Raw genomic sequence first — 15,256 nt, 5'->3', positions numbered from 1 at the left:
CGGGCTACGCGAAGCACTCGACCGGCCGGCCGGAGTTCCACGGGTCGGATAGGCGAGTCGGGGCCTGTCGGAGTCAGTCCCACTTCACAGCGTTCCGCAATCACATCCCTTTTGCCCGTTTGCGTGGCACGTGCAGTCAGACCATGTCCGATGCACCCGATGTCGGCGAACTCAGCCCGCCGAATCGCACGCTGATGGGCCCCGGCCCGAGCGACGTCCACCCGCGCGTGCTCCGCGCGATGTCCACGCCGCTCGTCGGCCACCTCGACCCGTCGTTTATCGACATCATGAACGAGGTGCAGGAGCTCATGCGCTACGCGTTCCGCACCGACAACAAGTGGACGATTCCGGTCTCGGGGACCGGGTCGGCGTCGATGGAGGCGGCCATCGGCAACCTCGTCGAACCGGGTGACACGATGCTCGTCCCGACGAACGGTTACTTCGGCGGACGCATGGAGTCGATGGCCGAGCGCGCCGGCGGCGAGGTCGTCCACGTGGACGCGCCGTGGGGCGAGCCGCTCGACCCCGCGGACGTGCAGGATGCCTTCGACGAACACCAGCCGGACGTGTTCGGGTTCGTCCACGCCGAGACCTCGACGGGCGTGAAACAGCCGGGCGTGCCCGAACTGACGAGCATCGCCCACGACCACGACGCGCTCGTCGTCGCCGACACCGTCACCTCGCTGGGCGGGGTCGAACTCGAAGTCGACGACTGGGGCATCGACGTGGCCTACTCCGGGCCGCAGAAGTGCCTGTCGTGCCCGCCGGGCGCGAGCCCGCTGACGCTCAACGACCGCGCGATGGACAAGGTGCTCTCGCGGGAGAAGTCGCCCCGCTCGTGGTACCTCGACCTGTCGCTCTTGGAGGGCTACTGGGGCGACGACCGCTCGTACCACCACACCGCGCCCATCACCAACGTCTACGCCATCCGCGAGGCGCTCCGTCTGGTCGCCGAGGAGGGCATCGAAGAGCGGTGGGCGCGCCACCGCCGGGTCGCGGGCGCGCTGAAAGCCGGCGTCGAGGCGATGGGCCTCGGCCTCAACCCCGAAGACGAGTACTGGCTGCCGAGCCTCAACGCGGTGCTCGTCCCCGACGGCGTCGACGCGGGCGCGGCCATCGACTACGTCCTCGACCACTACGACCTCGAAATCGCCGGCGGCCTCGGCGCGCTCGCGGGCGACATCTTCCGCGTCGGCTGTATGGGCCACTCGGCGCGGCCGGAGAACGTCTCGTTCCTCCTGACCGCACTCGGGGAGGCGCTGGAGGCGCAGGGCGCGGACGTGGACCCCGAGGCCGGCTTCGCCGCCATGCGCGAGCAGTTGCGCCAGTAGCGACCCCGAACCGGCGGCAATTCGATGTGAACCGCGGCGAAACTCGGCGAAACCGACGCAAAACGCCCGCCACGGTGTCCCGTATTCATGAGCGTCGCTCCGCGAGTGGCGACCGAAGCGATTCACCATGAACCGACGCAGACTCACTCTCGTCGGCGTCTCGCTCGCGGCTCTCGCCGCGACCGCGGGCCTCGCCGCGGCCGCACCGAGCGAGAACGCACAGCAATCGGGCCCCGAGGCCGGCCAGCAGGGGCCGCCCGGCGAACTCCCCGGACCGGCCCCGGAGTTCGTCTCGGACATCCACGACCTCGTTAGCGACTTCCTGAACGGGGCCCTCGACGGGTCGCTTGGGGGCTCGCTAAGCGACCTCGCCGACGACTTTTCGGGTGCGTAACTAAGTGCGACCCGAAGGTAGCCGGCAACTGAGCTGAACGACAGCCGTCCAAGACGAAGTTTCAATTCAGTTATGAGACGAACACTCCTCGTCGCCGCGACAGTTCTGGTCCTCCTCACGGCCGGCGTCTCGGCCGCGTTCGTGACCGGAATCGGACCGTTCTCCGACGACGACGCCGACTCAGACGAACCGTTCCCCACGCAGACGACCGCGCCGCCCGACGACGGCGATAGCGGCGATAGCGGTAGCAGCGACAGCGGAAGTAGTGACAGCGAGAGCGGAGACAGCAGTAGCGACGACGGAGACGGCGACGCGGCCGAAAGCGAATCGGTGCCGCCGTTCGGCGTCGTCGTCGACAACATCGAGAAGTGCGGCCAGACGTGCCGCGACGTGACGAGCACGATAACCAACCAGCAGGACGCCGATAGTTCCGGCGTCACCGTCTACAGTCGCATCTTCGTCGGCAACAGCACCGACCCGGACGACGAGGTCTGGCGCGGGTCCCAAGCGGTCGGCGGCCTCGCGGCCGGCGAGTCCTACACGACGACGAAGCGCGTCAAACTCTCGTACTCCGAGGCGTTCGCGGTCCGGCAGGCCGACGGCTGGATTACGGTCCAGACGACCATCGAGACCGACGACCGGACCCTGACGTACACGGAACAGCGCGACGTGGCTTGACATCCTCCCCGCTCTGAAGGGCGAAGATTCCCACGGCACCGGGGCGCTGAGTTGGGATGTTTACGGTTTGTAGTCGCCCGACGTGGACAACTACTGGCTGTGCCAACCAGCCGTTACTCCTATCCCGGCATGGGATTCAGAGATACTTTTTCTGACTGCACCCCGAGTTCCCGTACAGAAGGGGGTGCCTTCTGCGTGAAATCAGGGAATTCCGATATTGTCCGATTAAGAGGGCGGGCAGGCCGCCTCGGTTACTCGATAATACGAATTGACACTACTTAAAACATCCATTCTGAGCGTCGAACATGGCTTGTAGAAGATTATGTCGGATTCATCCCCGCGCTAAAGCACGGGGCTTTCTCCTCGTACTTCCGTAAGTCGCGCGAGGCCGCGGCGCGAGGCGCGGGCGCCGCCCACCGCTTCCGCAACGACTTTTCGCGCCGGCCGCAAAGCCGAGGTATGAACATCGAGGTTCGCGAACTGGCCGACCTCGGCACCGACGCCCGCCGCGCCTTCTTCGAGCGGGACGCCGGCGTCGGCGAGGTTCGCTCCGACGTGCGCGACATCGTCGAGCGCGTCCACCGCGAGGGGGACGTGGCGGTCCGTGAGTTCTCAAGCGAGTTCGACGGCGTTCAGGTCGGTAATATCGACGTGACCGACGCCGCCGAGCGCGCCTACGACGAAATCGACGACGACGTGCGCGAGGCCATCGAGGCCGCCGCGGCGAACGTCCGCGAGTTCCACGAAAAACAGGTCCCCGAGGACTGGCGCGAGGAGTTCGGCGACGCCGGCACCCGCGAACTCGGGCGTCGGTACCGCCCGCTCGGCCGGGTCGGCGTCTACGCCCCCGGCGGCACCGCCGCCTACCCCTCGAGCGTCCTGATGGGCGTCATTCCCGCGAAGGTCGCGGGGGTCGAACACGTCGCGGTCGCCACGCCGCCCGCGGACCAGATGAACCCCGTCACGCTCGCCGCGATGCACGTCGCGGGCGCGGACGCGGTGTACTCGGTCGGCGGCGCGCAGGGCATCGCCGCGCTCGCCTACGGCACGGAGACGGTGAAGGCCGTCCAGAAGGTCGTCGGGCCGGGCAACAAGTGGGTCACCGCGGCGAAGGCCGAGGTCCGCGGCGACGTTGACATCGACTTCCTCGCCGGTCCCTCCGAGGTGCTCGTCGTCGCCGACGAGACCGCCGAGGCGCGGTTCGTCGCCGCCGACCTCGTCGCGCAGGCCGAACACGACCCGAACGCGTCGGTCGTCGCCGTCACGGACGACGCCGAACTCGCCGAGGAAGTCGTCGCGGAGGTCGAACGACAGGCGGGCGAGCGCGAGCGGACCGAGACCATCGAGGCGGCGCTCGAAGGCGACGCGTCGGGCGTCCTCCTCGCGCGGTCGATGTCCGAGGCGGTGCTGTTCGCCGAGGAGTACGCCGCCGAGCACCTGACGATTCAGGCCGACGACGACGAGGCGCTGTTGGACCGCATCGACTCCGCGGGGAGCGTCTTCCTCGGCCCGTACACGCCCGTCGCGGCCGGCGACTACGCCTCCGGGACGAACCACGTTCTCCCGACGGGCGGCGGCGCGAAGCGACAGGGCGGGCTCTCTGTCGACCACTTCGTCCGCTCGACGACGGTCCAGCGCCTCGACCGCGAGGGACTGTCGGAGCTTTCGGGAACGATTACGACGCTCGCCGAGGCCGAAGGGCTCGACGCGCACGCTCAGAGCGTCCGCGAGCGGTTCGAAGAGTAAGCGAACGCGGCTCGTTCGACTCGTTTTTCCTCGACTTGCGGCCGGTAGCCGAACCCTACCGGGCCGGCTCCGGGTTCCGCCTGCGCCACAGTTAACCGTTCCCACAGTATAGTGGGGCGTATGAGCACGGAATCCGCGAGTGGCGGCGGCGATGTGGCGGTCACGGTCACGCCCGCGGCCGCGGACGAAGCCGTCTCCCTCCTCGAAGGGGAGTCGATGGACACCGACGTGGCGGGCCTCCGACTGTTCGTCCAGCAGGGCGGTTGCGCCGGGCTGTCCTACGGGATGCGCTTCGACAACGAACCGGAAGACGACGACACGGTCGTCGAACAGCACGGTCTTCGGGTGTTCGTCGACCCCGCGAGCATGAACTACATCGGCGGCTCCACCCTCGACTTCGAGGGCGGCCTGCAGGGCGCGGGCTTCCACGTCGATAACCCGAACGCCGAGAGCAGTTGCGGCTGCGGCGAGTCGTTCCGGACGTAGGGACCAATTTCTTAAGCCACCCCCGCGCGAATCGGTGGCATGGCCGAACTCCAGACCCAGACCGTATCGAGCGGCAAGACTGTCTTCGTCGCCACTGACGAGGCCGAGCGCGGCTCGAAGGGGCCGTTCTACGTGGTGTACTCGACCGAGGACGCCGAGAGCCGATGGGGCTACCTCTGCGGTAACTGCGACTCGTTCGACACCGCGATGGACACGATGGCCCGCATCGAGTGCAACAACTGCGGAAACGTCAGAAAGCCCGAGGAGTGGGACGCCGCTCACGAGTAGTCGAGCGGCCGGCGCGACCGTTCGTCAACTATTGGTATGTCATACCGTGGCAATCTTTATCAGGGGTGCGGGTGTACGTAGACGTGCATGGCCCAGGCTTCGATGCCTCCCGTCCAGGAGGCTCGGTCGATATTCGGCCGGCTCGGCTACTCCGTCTCGGGCGACGGAACCGATATGCTGGCCGAACGCAAGTGGCGTACGGTCCACGTGACCGCACTGAGTTCGCGAGAAGCGACCGAATGCCGTCCGGTGCTCGCAGACGGCGGAACCGAGACACCGTATCGGTTCCGCTGCTTCGTGACGTGGGACGACCACATCAGCGCGCTTCGAGAGCGGCTTCGCGGTATCGACCTTCCATACGAGTGGGCAATCATCGGCGTGTCGAACGGTGGTGGGAACGACTACGAGGTCGTTCACGGAACGAACACGTAATCGAAACGGGGCGTCTTCGCCCAAACGTTTTCTCAGCCCGTCGCTAACGGACGGGCATGTCGCAGGCCGCACAGACGGAGCTGGCGCAATTCGTCCGGAGTAGACGGCTCAACGCGGTACTCGCGTGGCTGTTCGTGGGGTTCCTCGTCGCCGTCGCCGTCGGGAGCGTCGTCACCGGCGGCGACCTCGTCTGGGGCGGGTTCGCGGCCGTCGTCGCCGCGGTCACCGTCGTCCCGGCGGTCGCCTTCCGCGAACCGAGAGCGATGCTGCCGTGGGAGGTCGTCGCGCTCGCGTCGCTCCCGCTCGTCGCTCGCGTCCTCGTTCGGGGCCAGACCATCGGCGGCGTGACGTTCTCCGGACGCGTCTCGACGTACCTCGCGGTGGCCGCCATCGCGCTCATCGTCGCCGTCGAACTCGACGTGTTCACGCCGGTCCGGATGAACCACTCGTTCGCGGTCTTCTTCGTCGTCATCGCCACGATGGCCGCCGCCGGCGTCTGGGCGGTCGTCCAGTGGCTCTCGGACCTCTATCTCGGGACGCGCCTGCTGTTGAACGGCCGACCCGAACACGTCGTCGAGGCGGGGCTGATGTGGGACTTCGTCGCCGCCACCGTCGCCGGACTCGGGGCCGGGTTGCTGTTCGAGTACTACTTCCGCCGCCGGGCCGGCTCGCGCAAGCGGCTCCCCGAGGAGGTGGCGGATGTCGCCGAGGACGTGAGTCCGGCGGAAACTGACGACGACTCCACGAGAGAGGGCGGTGAGTCGTCGTGAGGGTTCGCTCGTATCTCCGCATCGACGCGCGACGCCAGCGCCAGCTCTCGCGGGCGATGCAGGTCGTCCTCGTCGGTCTCGTCTTCATCGGCCTCGACCGCGGGAACCTCGGCATCGTCGTCAACGCGCTCGTCGGCCTCGGAGTGACCTACCTCCCGGCGCTACTCGAACGCGACTACCGCATCCCGATGGACGCCGGGCTGACGCTCTGGATATCGACGGCGGCGTTCCTCCACGCGCTGGGTACGGTCGGTCTCCCCGGTTCGGAGACCAGTTTCTACGCGGGCGTCTGGTGGTGGGACCACCTCACGCACGCGCTGTCGTCGTCGGTCGTCGCGGCCGCCGGCTACGCGACCGTCCGCGCGGTCGACGAGCACACGGCGGACATCTACCTGCCACCGCGATTCATGTTCGTCTTCATCCTGCTTTTCGTGCTCGCGTTCGGGGTCTTCTGGGAGGTCATCGAGTTCGCTATCTCGGGGGTTGCCTCGCTCGCCGGCACCGCATCGGTGCTGACGCAGTACGGCCTCGACGACACGCTCCTCGACCTCGTGTTCGACGCCGTCGGTGGGGTCGTCGTCGCCATCTGGGGGACCGCACACCTCTCCGACGTAGTCGGCGCGTTGCAGAAACGGCTCGAATCAACAGCTCGTTGACATATTGGGGCGGCCGTCGGTCTGCCCAAGCCCCCCGATTTCGGGCGAATATCCGGAGTCCCGATATACATTTGTGTAGGCCCTGAGATGTTCACACCGATGTCGAGTTGGATTGGTGACGAGGACGAAGACGAGGGCGGAGACGCGGCCGACGCGTTCGAGGCGGTCGGCCGCCGCCGTCGACTCCTCCAGGCGCTCTCGTCGGAGCCGCTTTCGAAGGCCGACCTCGTCCGCGCGCTCTCGGTCTCTCGGTCCACCGTCGACCGCGGCGTCGAGCGCCTCGTTCAACTCGGACTCGTCGAGCGGTCGAACGGCGGCTTCGTCGCCACGAGCGCGGGTCGCGTCGCCTTGGAGACGCACGACGAGGCGCTCCGGTCGATGGCGAACGTACTCGACGCGAAACCCGTGCTCGACCGCCTCCCGGAATCGGTCAACCCGCCGCCCTCGCTGTTCCGCGACGCGGTCGTCTGCACCGGCGAGCTCCCGGCGATGGAAGCGTGCTCCCCCCTCGAGTTCGACCTCGGCGAATCGACGAGTCTCTCCGGGTTCAACGGCCCGTTCCTGTTCAGCATCTGGCCCGAAGCGCACGAGCAACTCGCGCGGCTCGGTGACAGCGCCACGCTCGTTCTCTCGGCGGAGTCCCTCGACTGGCTCTCGAACCGGTACCCCGACGGGCTCGACGCCATGGTCGACGCCGGCGTCCGCGTGTCCGCGGTCGAGGGCGACCCGTCGTACGGCGTCGTGGTCGTGGACCGACCGACGACGGCGTCGGTCACGCTCGTCGTCTACGACCACATGGGCGGGCCGGAGGCGCTGGTCGTGAGTTACGACTCCGCGGCCGTGGCGTGGGGTCGAACGCGCGTCGCGGCGCGAGCCGAGACGGCGCGTCCGTATCGGCCCGACGAGTGAGCCGCGCGCCGCCACGCACCGCCGCGCACCCTTCCGGCTCGTCCCGCCATCGCCGCCGAATCGGGGACGATTATTTGTGATAGTAAGACGAAGGGTCCGACGAGATGGTGTTCAAGAAAATCACCCTTGTCGGTCGGAGTGCAGAGAGTTTCGACGCCGCCGTCGACGACGCGATTAACCGCGCCGAGGAGACGCTCGCGGGCGTCCACTGGGTCGAAGTAAAGGAACTCGGCGTCGAACTCGCGTCCGTCGAGACCCGAGAGTACCAAGCCGAGGTCGAAGTCGCGTTCGAACTCGAAGGGGAAGACGGCGAGTAGAGACGACGCTCACTCGGTCGAGGCGATGACGGCCGCGCCGGTTCCGCGCCGTCTCGCCCGCCCGCGGGCCGTCCCGACGGCTTCTTATCCGCCCGCACCGCCACATTCGAGAAGCGAATGCCTCGGCTCCTCCACTACTCCGACATCGAGAACGTCTTCGACGACACCGAGCGCGCCGGCCGCCTCGCGGGTTGCGTCAGCGCCCTCGACGGCGACGACACGCTCGTGGTCGGCACCGGCGACAACACCGCGCCGGGCGTCCTCTCGCTCGTCGAGCGCGGCGGACAGGCGCTCGACTTCTACGACGCCGTGGACGCCGACCTCGAAACGTTCGGCAACCACGACTTCGACTACGGGCCGAGCCGGACCCGCGAACTCGTCGCCGCGAGCCGGCCGACGTGGGTCACGAGCAACGTCCACGGCGAGGACGGCGGCCGGTTCGCCGCCGCCGAGGGAACCGTCCCGCGAACGACCCGAGAGGTGGACGGGCTGACCCTCGGCTTCTTCGGCGTCACCGACCCCGCGACCGGCACTATCAACCCGGAGGCGGCCGACGTCGGCTTCTCCGACCCCTACGCGGCCGCCGCCGACGCGGCCGCCGCGCTCAGAGACGACGGCGCGGACCTCGTCGTCGCGCTCTCGCACCTCGGCAGCGGCGACGACGAACTCGTCGCCCGGTGCGACGTGGACCTCGTCCTCGGGGGCCACGTCCACGCCGAGCGCGACGACGTGGTCGACGGCGTGCCGGTCGTCCGCCCCGGCGCGAACGGCCACGTCGTCTGGGAGGTCCGCGTCGCCGCCGACAGAATCGAGACGGTCCGCCACCGGACCGCCGAGTACCGGGCCGACGAGGGGCTGGTCGCGGCGCTGGCGGGTCGAGTCGACGCCGCCGGCCTCGACGAGGTGCTCTGTCGAATCGACCGCCCCATGGACCGCGCCGAGGAGACCGTCGCGGCCGGCGAGTGCCGCGTCGGCAACGCCATCGCCGACGCCTACCGCTGGGCGACCGGTGCGGACGTGGGGCTGCAGAACAGCGGCGGCATCCGCTCCGGCCCGCCCATCGGTCCCGAGGTGACCCACGCCGACCTCGTGAGCCTCGTCCCCTTCGAGGAGCACCTCGTCGTCGCCGAGGTGACCGGCACGGAGCTACTGGCGGCGTTCGGGGCCGCCCGCGGGGCCGAGATGGGATTCGGCGAACCGGACTGGTGGCACGCCCACGTCAGCGGCGCGCGCATCGTCTGGGACGACGACCGCGACGAGGTCGTCGCGGCGTTCGTCGGCGGCGAGCCAATCGACCCAGAGGCGCGCTACACCGTCGCCACGAGCGACTACCTGCTCCACAGCACACAGGAGTTCCCGGCCATCACGCAGGCCCACCGCGTCGGCGAGTTCGAGATACAGCACGACGCGCTGGCGCGCTACGCCCGCGAGGTCGGCTTCGACGCCGCGGTCGAAGGGCGCATCGAGCGCCGGTCGGCCACCCGCGCCGACGACTGAGCGCGGTCGAAGGGCCGGAGACGGGCGCGCGTCCGCCGGCCAAGCCGACCGAGAGGGAAAGGTTCACGCACGCCCGGCGAGTGGTCTCGGAGTATGACACGGGTCGTGGTCCCGGTTCGGTACCCCCTCTCGAAACACTCCCGGGCGACGCTCGAAGAGGCCGTCCGCGTCGCGCGCGAGCGCGACGCCGAGCTGACGGTCCTCCACGTCGACCTCTACCAGTCGAACCGCGGCGTCACGCGGACCGAACTCAAGCGGGCGGTCGAAGCCGAGTTCGGCCCGCTCGTCCGCGCGCGCTACGTGGTCCGCCGAGGCTTCCTCGTCGAGGAGACGATTCTCGAAGAGGTCGCCGCCGAGGAGGCCGACATCGTCGTTATCGGGTCGAAACAGGCGAGCCGCTGGCGGCGGATGCTCCGGCGGTTCCTCGACGACCCCGACATCGACGTGTTCCTCCGCGAAAAGCTCGACTGCACGGTCATCACCGTCCGCGCGGACGACTGAGCCGGCGACTCTCGGTTCGGATTCGTTTTTCCGCTTTCGACGCGGCCTCAGTCCCGACTGTGTTCGCCGTTTCTCGTCAGTCGTCGGCGGTGTCCGTCGACTCGGCGTCCGTCAACTCGGCGTCCGTCGACTCCGTGGCGTCGGTCGCATCAGTTGGGGTTTCCGGGGTGTCGACACCCTCGCCGTCAGAGACCTGCTGGACGGGCGCTCCCGGTGCCGGCGACGCGGTGGCGTGTCTCCGGTTCGCGGCCTCGTCGCCGGTGACGTGGAGGCTCCCGCTCGTCTCGTCGAAGACGAGGTGGGTGTGCGGGTAGGCGAACTCGACGGTCGCCTCGGACTCCTCGACGAGCGTCCAGAGCCGCGTCTGGACCTCTGACTGGATGCGACCGATTTTGTACGGCTTCAGCGCCCAGTATCGGAGGCGCAGGAGGACGCCGTTGTCGGCGTAGGAGTTGATGTAGGCGGTCGGCTTCGCCGGGTAGCGGGCGCTCCCGATGCGGATGTCGGGGCCGCCTTCGACCACGGCGTCGCAGTCGCGGGCGGCGCGCTCGACGAGGTCGCGGGCGGCGTCGATGTCGGACTCGTAGGTGACGAGCACGTCGAGCGACAGGCGGGTCCGCTCGTCCTCCGCGGAGTAGTTGATGACGTCGCGGTCGCGGATGTTCGAGTTCGACATCACCAGAAACGTGTTGTCGAGGGTGAATATCTTCGTGTAGCTCAGGGTTATCTCGTCGATGAAGCCCTTCGTGCCGTCGTCGAGTTCTATCATGTCGCCGATTTCGAACGGCTGGTCCGAGAGGACGAACACCCCGTTGATGATGCTCCCGACGATGGGGGCGAGGACGATACCGAGCACCGCCGAGAACACCGTCACCGAGAGGACGATGTCGCCGAGTTCGAGGCCGAGGACGTTCGCCCCGAGGCCGACGCCGAGGAGGACGATGGTGAGCCGGACGATTCGGAGGACCGTCTGGGCGACACTCTGCCGCCGGAACTGCCGGGCGATCGGTCGTCCGAGCAGGCGGACGATGTACTTCGAGAGCCCGACCGCCAGGGAGACGATAACGAGAGCGACGGCGATGCGCCACCCCGGAAACAGGAGGTAGTCCGGCACGAACGCCGGCGGCTCGATTGCCGTCGACTGGAGCGGGGCGACCGCGACGTGACTCCCCGCCGTCAGCGTCCCGCCGACCGCATCCGACGCGTCGGCAACCCCCTCGACTCCGTCCATGGAAACCGCAACGGGGAGCGGTGAAAAAAGGGTTGTTACTCCGAGGGTTCCGGTCGCGGTGAACGGCTAAGTGTCACCGGGGCGTAGAGAGCGCATGAACCACGTGACGACGCCCGGACCGGACTTCCGCATCACCCACGAGACGCCGCCCAGCCGAGCGCTCCTCTGCGGCTTCTCGTCGTTCGGACTCGCCGGTCTCACGGCCGTCGACTTCATCGTCGACCACCTCGACCTCGAACAGACTGGCCACCTCACCGTCGAGGGCCTCCCGGCGGTGACTCCATTCGAGAACGGCCGCCCTCGGCATCACACCCGGCTGTTCTCCCGCGAGGACCTCGACGTGACCGTCCTCGTCGGCGAGCTGTTCGTCCCGGCCGTCCACGGCACCCAGTTCGGCAACGCCATCCTCGAGTGGACAGAGCACAATCAAGTCGAGGAACTCGCGGTCCTCTCGGGGATTCCGATGGCTCACGGCCCCGACGAACACCGCGTGTTCTACATCGCCACCGACGACTACCGCGAAGCGCGACTCGCCGACAGCGACATCCCTCCGATGGGTCGGGGCTTCTTCGACGGCACCAACGCGGCGCTCGTCGAGCGCGGCATCGGGTCGCCCCTCGGCGTCGGCGTCTACGTCACGCCGGTTCACGCTCAAGTCCCCGACGTAGAGGCGACGATTCGACTCGTCGACGCCGCCAACGAGGTGTACGACCTCGGCGTCGACTCCTCGCCGCTGGAGTCGTTCGCGGCCGAGGTCCAGCAGTACTACGCCGAACTCGCCGAGCGACTCCACGACAGCGAGGCCGACCTCCCCGACGACCGGATGTACATGTGAGCGCCGACCCGCCCGCCGTCAAATAGCGTCCGACAGCCGGTCTGCTACCGTTTGTGCCACTTGTTTTCGGAATTTTGTGCTACTCGGATTTCAGTAAATGATTTAGGTGATGCCGTACACGTCACGACCATGGCTGACGAACTGCGGCTCACCATGGAGCGAGTCGGTGAGCGCTTCAACCTCGGCGAGTACGAGATAGACGCGTATCTGGCCGTCCTCGAACACGGACAGTTGACGGCGAGCGAAATCGCCGACCGAACCAGCATCCCCCAGCCGCGGGTGTACGACACGGTCCGGAGCCTGTCGGACCGCGGCCTCGTCGAACTCCGCGAGTCGCGGCCGATGAAAATCGTCGCAGTCGATCCCGACGACGCCTTCGCGAACGTCAAGACCTCGCTGGAGGAGCTCATCGAGGAGTTAGAGGCGCGCTACACCGCCCCGGCCCGCGACACCGAGGCCGTCTCGCTCGTCAAGTCGCGGTCGACCATCCTCCGCTACATCGAGGAGATTATCGAGGCCGCGGAGTACGAACTCGTGCTCTCGTTGACGCCCGACCTGCTTCGTCGCTTCCGCGATGACCTCGCGGCGGCCATCGACAGCGGCGTCAGCATCGACCTGCTCGTCACGCCCGCCTCCCGCGCGCCCGACCCGGACGAGTTCAACTACCTCGACGTGGCGACCATCGCCCGCGCCCGCCGCGGCATCACCTCGCCCGTCCTCGCGGTCGCCGACGGCGAGTACTCCATCTACGCGACCCAAGACGCCCTCCGCGACGACCGCGACCGCTACGGCGTCATCTTCAACCGCTCCGCGCTCGGCTTCCTCGTGAGCGGCTTCTTCGGGACCGTCCTCTGGAGCACCGCCGAGACCATCGTCGCCAACGGCAAGCGCCGGCCGTTCCCGCGCCGCTACGCCTCCATCCGCCGGGCCGTCAAGGACATCCGCGAGATAGAAGGCGACTTCTACGCCTCCGTCTCCGGCCGCGACATCGAGACCGGCGACCCCATCGTGGTCGAAGGGCGCGTCATCGAGACGGCCTTCGAGGACACGGAGGAGGTCGCGTCGCTCCACATCGAGACCGAAGAGGGCGTCGTCGAGGTCGGCGGGCTGGTCGCCGCGCTCGAAGACGTCGAAGGACAGGAGATTCTGCTCGGCCGCGACGAGGTTCCGAACCGCGACGAAATCGTCTGAAGCCGCGTCGTCAGTTTCCGCTCGCGTCTTTTCCGCTCGACTAGTCCCCGCCAGCGACGGCTACTCGTCGGGGAACTCGTAGACGACCGCGCCGCAGTCCGCACAGCCGAGGACCTCGTGTTCCGGCGAGTCGTACAGCCCCGCGGTGCCGCCGCAGCAGTTGCGCGTCGTCGTCTCCTCGACCGCGCCGCCGCAGTCCGGACAGACCTCGGTGAACATCCGCATCGGTTCCGTGGCCGCGAGCGCGACCATCGGGTCGACGCCGCGCTCGACGACCGTGTAGAGCGTCGCCACGTCCGCGATGGCCTGCGGCCGGGAAATCCACACGGACATCGAGGGGCCGTCTAGCGAGATGCCTCCGAACTCGGCGTCGACGGTCGCCTCGAACGGGACCGCGTTGCCGACTGCCTCGGCGAGTTCCTCGTCCGTGGTCTTCCGGAGCGTCGCCATCGTCGACTCCCACTCCTCGCGGGCGTCGTCGGCGAGGAACAGGCCGTCTTCCTCCTCGACGAGCACCCCGGCGTTCAGGAGCGTCGAGAGCATCACGTCGGGGTCGACGTTGGCGTCGAGCGACTCCGACCGGCGGTCGGGGGCGTCGACGCCGTGGTCGAAGTAGCCGGCGAGACCGAGCGCAGAGACGACTCGGGGCGCGAACGAGGGCGTGCCGGGGACGACGTAGCCCCGCAGGTACACCGCGAGCGCGCCGCCGACGAGGACGACGAAACCGACCAGCGGCGAGAGCACGCTGACCGCGAGGCCGATGAGGACGACCAGCGCGACGTTGACGGCGGTACACGGGAGACAGCGGTTCTCGCCGGTGTGTTCCGGGCGCTTGAGTGAGTCGATGACGGACATGGTGTGAAAAGTGGGACTGAGAGGTGTTCGCGTTCGCGGTGGTCAGTTCGCCGGGGGCGTCTCGGTCTCGACCGCGTCGAGGCGGACCGCCTTCCCCGTCTCCGACGAGCGGTAGATGGCGTCGATGACGCGCTGGACGGCGAGCCCCTGTTCGACCGTGTTGCGGCCGGGGTGTTCGCCCTCGGCGACGGCCGCGAGGAACGCCTCCTGTTCGGTCTTGTGGGTGTCGTTGTCCTGCGTCTCTACGTCGGCCGTCGAGAGGTGGTTGCCGCCGCCGACGCCGTCCTCGTAGAACTGGAGGTCGTGGCTCGCGCGGTCGAAGCGCACGCCGCCCTCCGTGCCGCGGAGGAAGAACTCGTCGTTGGTCGGGCGGTTCGTCGCCCACGCGACTTCGAGGGAGATGGTCGTCCCCTCCTCGGTGCGGATGAAGGCGCTCGCGGAGTCGTCCACGTCGAACGCCTCCGGCCCGACGTCGTCGCCCCACATCTCGACGAAGGTGTAGTCGTCGCGGTCGCCGAACTCCGAGCGGGTGACGCCGGAGACCTCGACGACCTCGGGGAAGTCGAGGAAGTAGAGCGCGAGGTCGATGGCGTGGACGCCGATGTCGATGAGCGAACCGCCGCCGGCGACTTTCTTGGAGGTGAACCACGACCCGCGGCCGGGGATGCCGCGGCGGCGGACGTAGTTGGCCTCGACGTGGGTGACGTCGCCGAAGCGGCCCTCCTCGTAGTGGTGGCGGACGACCTCGACGGGGTTGGCAAAGCGGTTGTTGAAGCCGACCATGCAGAAGCCGTCGGCCTCCTCGGCCGCCTCGGCGATTCGCTCGGCCGATTCGAGCGAGTGCGCGAGCGGCTTTTCGAGCAGCACGTCGAGGCCCGCGTCGAGCGCGGCGACGGCGTACTCCTCGTGGAAGCGGTTCGGCGTGGTGATGATGACCGCGTCGACCTCCCCGAACAGCTCCGACTTCTCCTCGTAGGTGTTCACGTCGTACTTCTCCGCGAAGCGGCGACGGGCGTCCGCCTGGATGTCGAGGCCGCCGACGAGAGTCGCGCCGAGGTCGGCGAGGCGGTCTGCGTGGTGGTGTCCGATGTTTCCGAGTCCGACGATACCGACTCGGACCGATGATTCCGTACTCATGA

18 protein-coding genes are annotated in these 15,256 nt (G+C 68.2%); 15 read left to right on the top strand and 3 right to left on the bottom strand.

Going from position 1 to position 15,256, the window contains the following annotated elements:
- The first annotated feature begins 194 nt into the window (after positions 1-194).
- From C5B91_RS11880 to C5B91_RS11820, 13 genes are all read left to right on the top strand, one after another.
- Positions 195-1,331, top strand: coding sequence for an alanine--glyoxylate aminotransferase family protein (locus C5B91_RS11880; protein ID WP_008095115.1), 1,137 nt, complete (start codon positions 195-197; stop codon positions 1,329-1,331).
- A gap of 127 nt (positions 1,332-1,458) precedes the next feature.
- Entirely contained in the window at positions 1,459-1,725 is a 267-nt protein-coding gene (locus tag C5B91_RS11875; protein ID WP_049967802.1) for a hypothetical protein, read from the top strand.
- A gap of 72 nt (positions 1,726-1,797) precedes the next feature.
- A complete protein-coding gene (locus C5B91_RS11870; RefSeq protein WP_008095110.1) occupies positions 1,798-2,403 on the top strand; it encodes a hypothetical protein in 606 nt (201 codons plus the stop codon).
- A 465-nt stretch (positions 2,404-2,868) separates the two neighbouring features.
- Positions 2,869-4,149, top strand: coding sequence for a histidinol dehydrogenase (gene hisD / locus C5B91_RS11865; protein ID WP_181950704.1), 1,281 nt, complete (start codon positions 2,869-2,871; stop codon positions 4,147-4,149).
- Positions 4,150-4,269: 120 nt separating this feature from the next.
- A complete protein-coding gene (locus tag C5B91_RS11860) occupies positions 4,270-4,635 on the top strand; it encodes an iron-sulfur cluster assembly accessory protein (protein WP_008095106.1) in 366 nt (121 codons plus the stop codon).
- A 39-nt stretch (positions 4,636-4,674) separates the two neighbouring features.
- Positions 4,675-4,923 (top strand): DUF5816 domain-containing protein, encoded by a 249-nt coding sequence (locus C5B91_RS11855; protein WP_004974710.1) that lies wholly within the window; start codon positions 4,675-4,677, stop codon positions 4,921-4,923.
- A gap of 87 nt (positions 4,924-5,010) precedes the next feature.
- A complete protein-coding gene (locus C5B91_RS11850; RefSeq protein WP_004974708.1) occupies positions 5,011-5,355 on the top strand; it encodes a hypothetical protein in 345 nt (114 codons plus the stop codon).
- A gap of 56 nt (positions 5,356-5,411) precedes the next feature.
- Positions 5,412-6,125: a hypothetical protein gene (locus C5B91_RS11845; protein WP_008095101.1), complete on the top strand. Its 714-nt coding sequence runs from the start codon at positions 5,412-5,414 to the stop codon at positions 6,123-6,125.
- Positions 6,122-6,781 (top strand): hypothetical protein, encoded by a 660-nt coding sequence (locus C5B91_RS11840; protein ID WP_008095098.1) that lies wholly within the window; start codon positions 6,122-6,124, stop codon positions 6,779-6,781. The genes C5B91_RS11845 and C5B91_RS11840 overlap by 4 nt, the downstream gene beginning before the upstream one ends.
- A gap of 99 nt (positions 6,782-6,880) precedes the next feature.
- Positions 6,881-7,690 carry a winged helix-turn-helix domain-containing protein gene (locus C5B91_RS11835; protein WP_049967806.1) on the top strand — a complete coding sequence of 270 codons (810 nt, stop codon included), beginning with the start codon at positions 6,881-6,883 and terminating at the stop codon, positions 7,688-7,690.
- Positions 7,691-7,794: 104 nt separating this feature from the next.
- Positions 7,795-8,007 carry a dodecin gene (locus C5B91_RS11830; RefSeq protein WP_004042852.1) on the top strand — a complete coding sequence of 71 codons (213 nt, stop codon included), beginning with the start codon at positions 7,795-7,797 and terminating at the stop codon, positions 8,005-8,007.
- A 117-nt stretch (positions 8,008-8,124) separates the two neighbouring features.
- Entirely contained in the window at positions 8,125-9,504 is a 1,380-nt protein-coding gene (locus tag C5B91_RS11825) for a bifunctional UDP-sugar hydrolase/5'-nucleotidase (RefSeq protein ID WP_008095096.1), read from the top strand.
- Positions 9,505-9,597: 93 nt separating this feature from the next.
- Entirely contained in the window at positions 9,598-10,005 is a 408-nt protein-coding gene (locus C5B91_RS11820) for a universal stress protein (RefSeq protein ID WP_004974696.1), read from the top strand.
- Positions 10,006-10,081: 76 nt separating this feature from the next.
- Here the strand turns inward: C5B91_RS11820 and C5B91_RS11815 are convergent, their stop codons facing one another.
- Positions 10,082-11,236 carry a mechanosensitive ion channel family protein gene (locus tag C5B91_RS11815; RefSeq protein WP_115819364.1) on the bottom strand — a complete coding sequence of 385 codons (1,155 nt, stop codon included), beginning with the start codon at positions 11,234-11,236 and terminating at the stop codon, positions 10,082-10,084.
- A gap of 94 nt (positions 11,237-11,330) precedes the next feature.
- Here C5B91_RS11815 and C5B91_RS11810 point away from each other — a divergent pair, with 94 nt between their 5' ends.
- Both C5B91_RS11810 and trmB read left to right on the top strand, forming a co-directional pair.
- A complete protein-coding gene (locus tag C5B91_RS11810) occupies positions 11,331-12,071 on the top strand; it encodes a proteasome assembly chaperone family protein (protein WP_008095094.1) in 741 nt (246 codons plus the stop codon).
- A gap of 129 nt (positions 12,072-12,200) precedes the next feature.
- Positions 12,201-13,262 (top strand): HTH-type sugar sensing transcriptional regulator TrmB, encoded by a 1,062-nt coding sequence (gene trmB, locus C5B91_RS11805; RefSeq protein WP_004974690.1) that lies wholly within the window; start codon positions 12,201-12,203, stop codon positions 13,260-13,262.
- Between the two features lie 60 nt (positions 13,263-13,322).
- On the opposite strand, the gene C5B91_RS11800 is transcribed toward trmB, so the two are convergent.
- Together C5B91_RS11800 and C5B91_RS11795 are read right to left on the bottom strand one after the other, a co-directional pair.
- On the bottom strand, positions 13,323-14,117 hold the full coding sequence (locus tag C5B91_RS11800) for a hypothetical protein (RefSeq protein WP_115819363.1): 795 nt from the start codon (positions 14,115-14,117) through the stop codon (positions 13,323-13,325).
- 42 nt (positions 14,118-14,159) lie between these two features.
- Positions 14,160-15,254 carry a Gfo/Idh/MocA family protein gene (locus C5B91_RS11795; RefSeq protein WP_008095092.1) on the bottom strand — a complete coding sequence of 365 codons (1,095 nt, stop codon included), beginning with the start codon at positions 15,252-15,254 and terminating at the stop codon, positions 14,160-14,162.
- Positions 15,255-15,256 lie beyond the last annotated feature (2 nt).

Source organism: Haloferax sp. Atlit-10N (assembly GCF_003586325.1).
Classification (GTDB): Archaea; Halobacteriota; Halobacteria; order Halobacteriales; family Haloferacaceae; genus Haloferax; species Haloferax prahovense.
The sequence above is the reverse complement of the archived record's forward strand: the minus strand, read 5'-3'. Positions and strand labels throughout refer to the sequence as shown.

Coding starts and splice junctions, on each gene's coding strand:
- C5B91_RS11880 (WP_008095115.1), top strand. CDS start 195: ATGGGCCCCGGCCCGAGCGACGTCCACCCGCGCGTGCTCCGCGCGATG.
- C5B91_RS11875 (WP_049967802.1), top strand. CDS start 1,459: ATGAACCGACGCAGACTCACTCTCGTCGGCGTCTCGCTCGCGGCTCTC.
- C5B91_RS11870 (WP_008095110.1), top strand. CDS start 1,798: ATGAGACGAACACTCCTCGTCGCCGCGACAGTTCTGGTCCTCCTCACG.
- C5B91_RS11860 (WP_008095106.1), top strand. CDS start 4,270: ATGAGCACGGAATCCGCGAGTGGCGGCGGCGATGTGGCGGTCACGGTC.
- C5B91_RS11855 (WP_004974710.1), top strand. CDS start 4,675: ATGGCCGAACTCCAGACCCAGACCGTATCGAGCGGCAAGACTGTCTTC.
- C5B91_RS11850 (WP_004974708.1), top strand. CDS start 5,011: ATGGCCCAGGCTTCGATGCCTCCCGTCCAGGAGGCTCGGTCGATATTC.
- C5B91_RS11845 (WP_008095101.1), top strand. CDS start 5,412: ATGTCGCAGGCCGCACAGACGGAGCTGGCGCAATTCGTCCGGAGTAGA.
- C5B91_RS11835 (WP_049967806.1), top strand. CDS start 6,881: ATGTCGAGTTGGATTGGTGACGAGGACGAAGACGAGGGCGGAGACGCG.
- C5B91_RS11830 (WP_004042852.1), top strand. CDS start 7,795: ATGGTGTTCAAGAAAATCACCCTTGTCGGTCGGAGTGCAGAGAGTTTC.
- C5B91_RS11825 (WP_008095096.1), top strand. CDS start 8,125: ATGCCTCGGCTCCTCCACTACTCCGACATCGAGAACGTCTTCGACGAC.
- C5B91_RS11820 (WP_004974696.1), top strand. CDS start 9,598: ATGACACGGGTCGTGGTCCCGGTTCGGTACCCCCTCTCGAAACACTCC.
- C5B91_RS11815 (WP_115819364.1), bottom strand. CDS start 11,236: ATGGACGGAGTCGAGGGGGTTGCCGACGCGTCGGATGCGGTCGGCGGG.
- C5B91_RS11810 (WP_008095094.1), top strand. CDS start 11,331: ATGAACCACGTGACGACGCCCGGACCGGACTTCCGCATCACCCACGAG.
- trmB (WP_004974690.1), top strand. CDS start 12,201: ATGGCTGACGAACTGCGGCTCACCATGGAGCGAGTCGGTGAGCGCTTC.
- C5B91_RS11800 (WP_115819363.1), bottom strand. CDS start 14,117: ATGTCCGTCATCGACTCACTCAAGCGCCCGGAACACACCGGCGAGAAC.
- C5B91_RS11795 (WP_008095092.1), bottom strand. CDS start 15,254: ATGAGTACGGAATCATCGGTCCGAGTCGGTATCGTCGGACTCGGAAAC.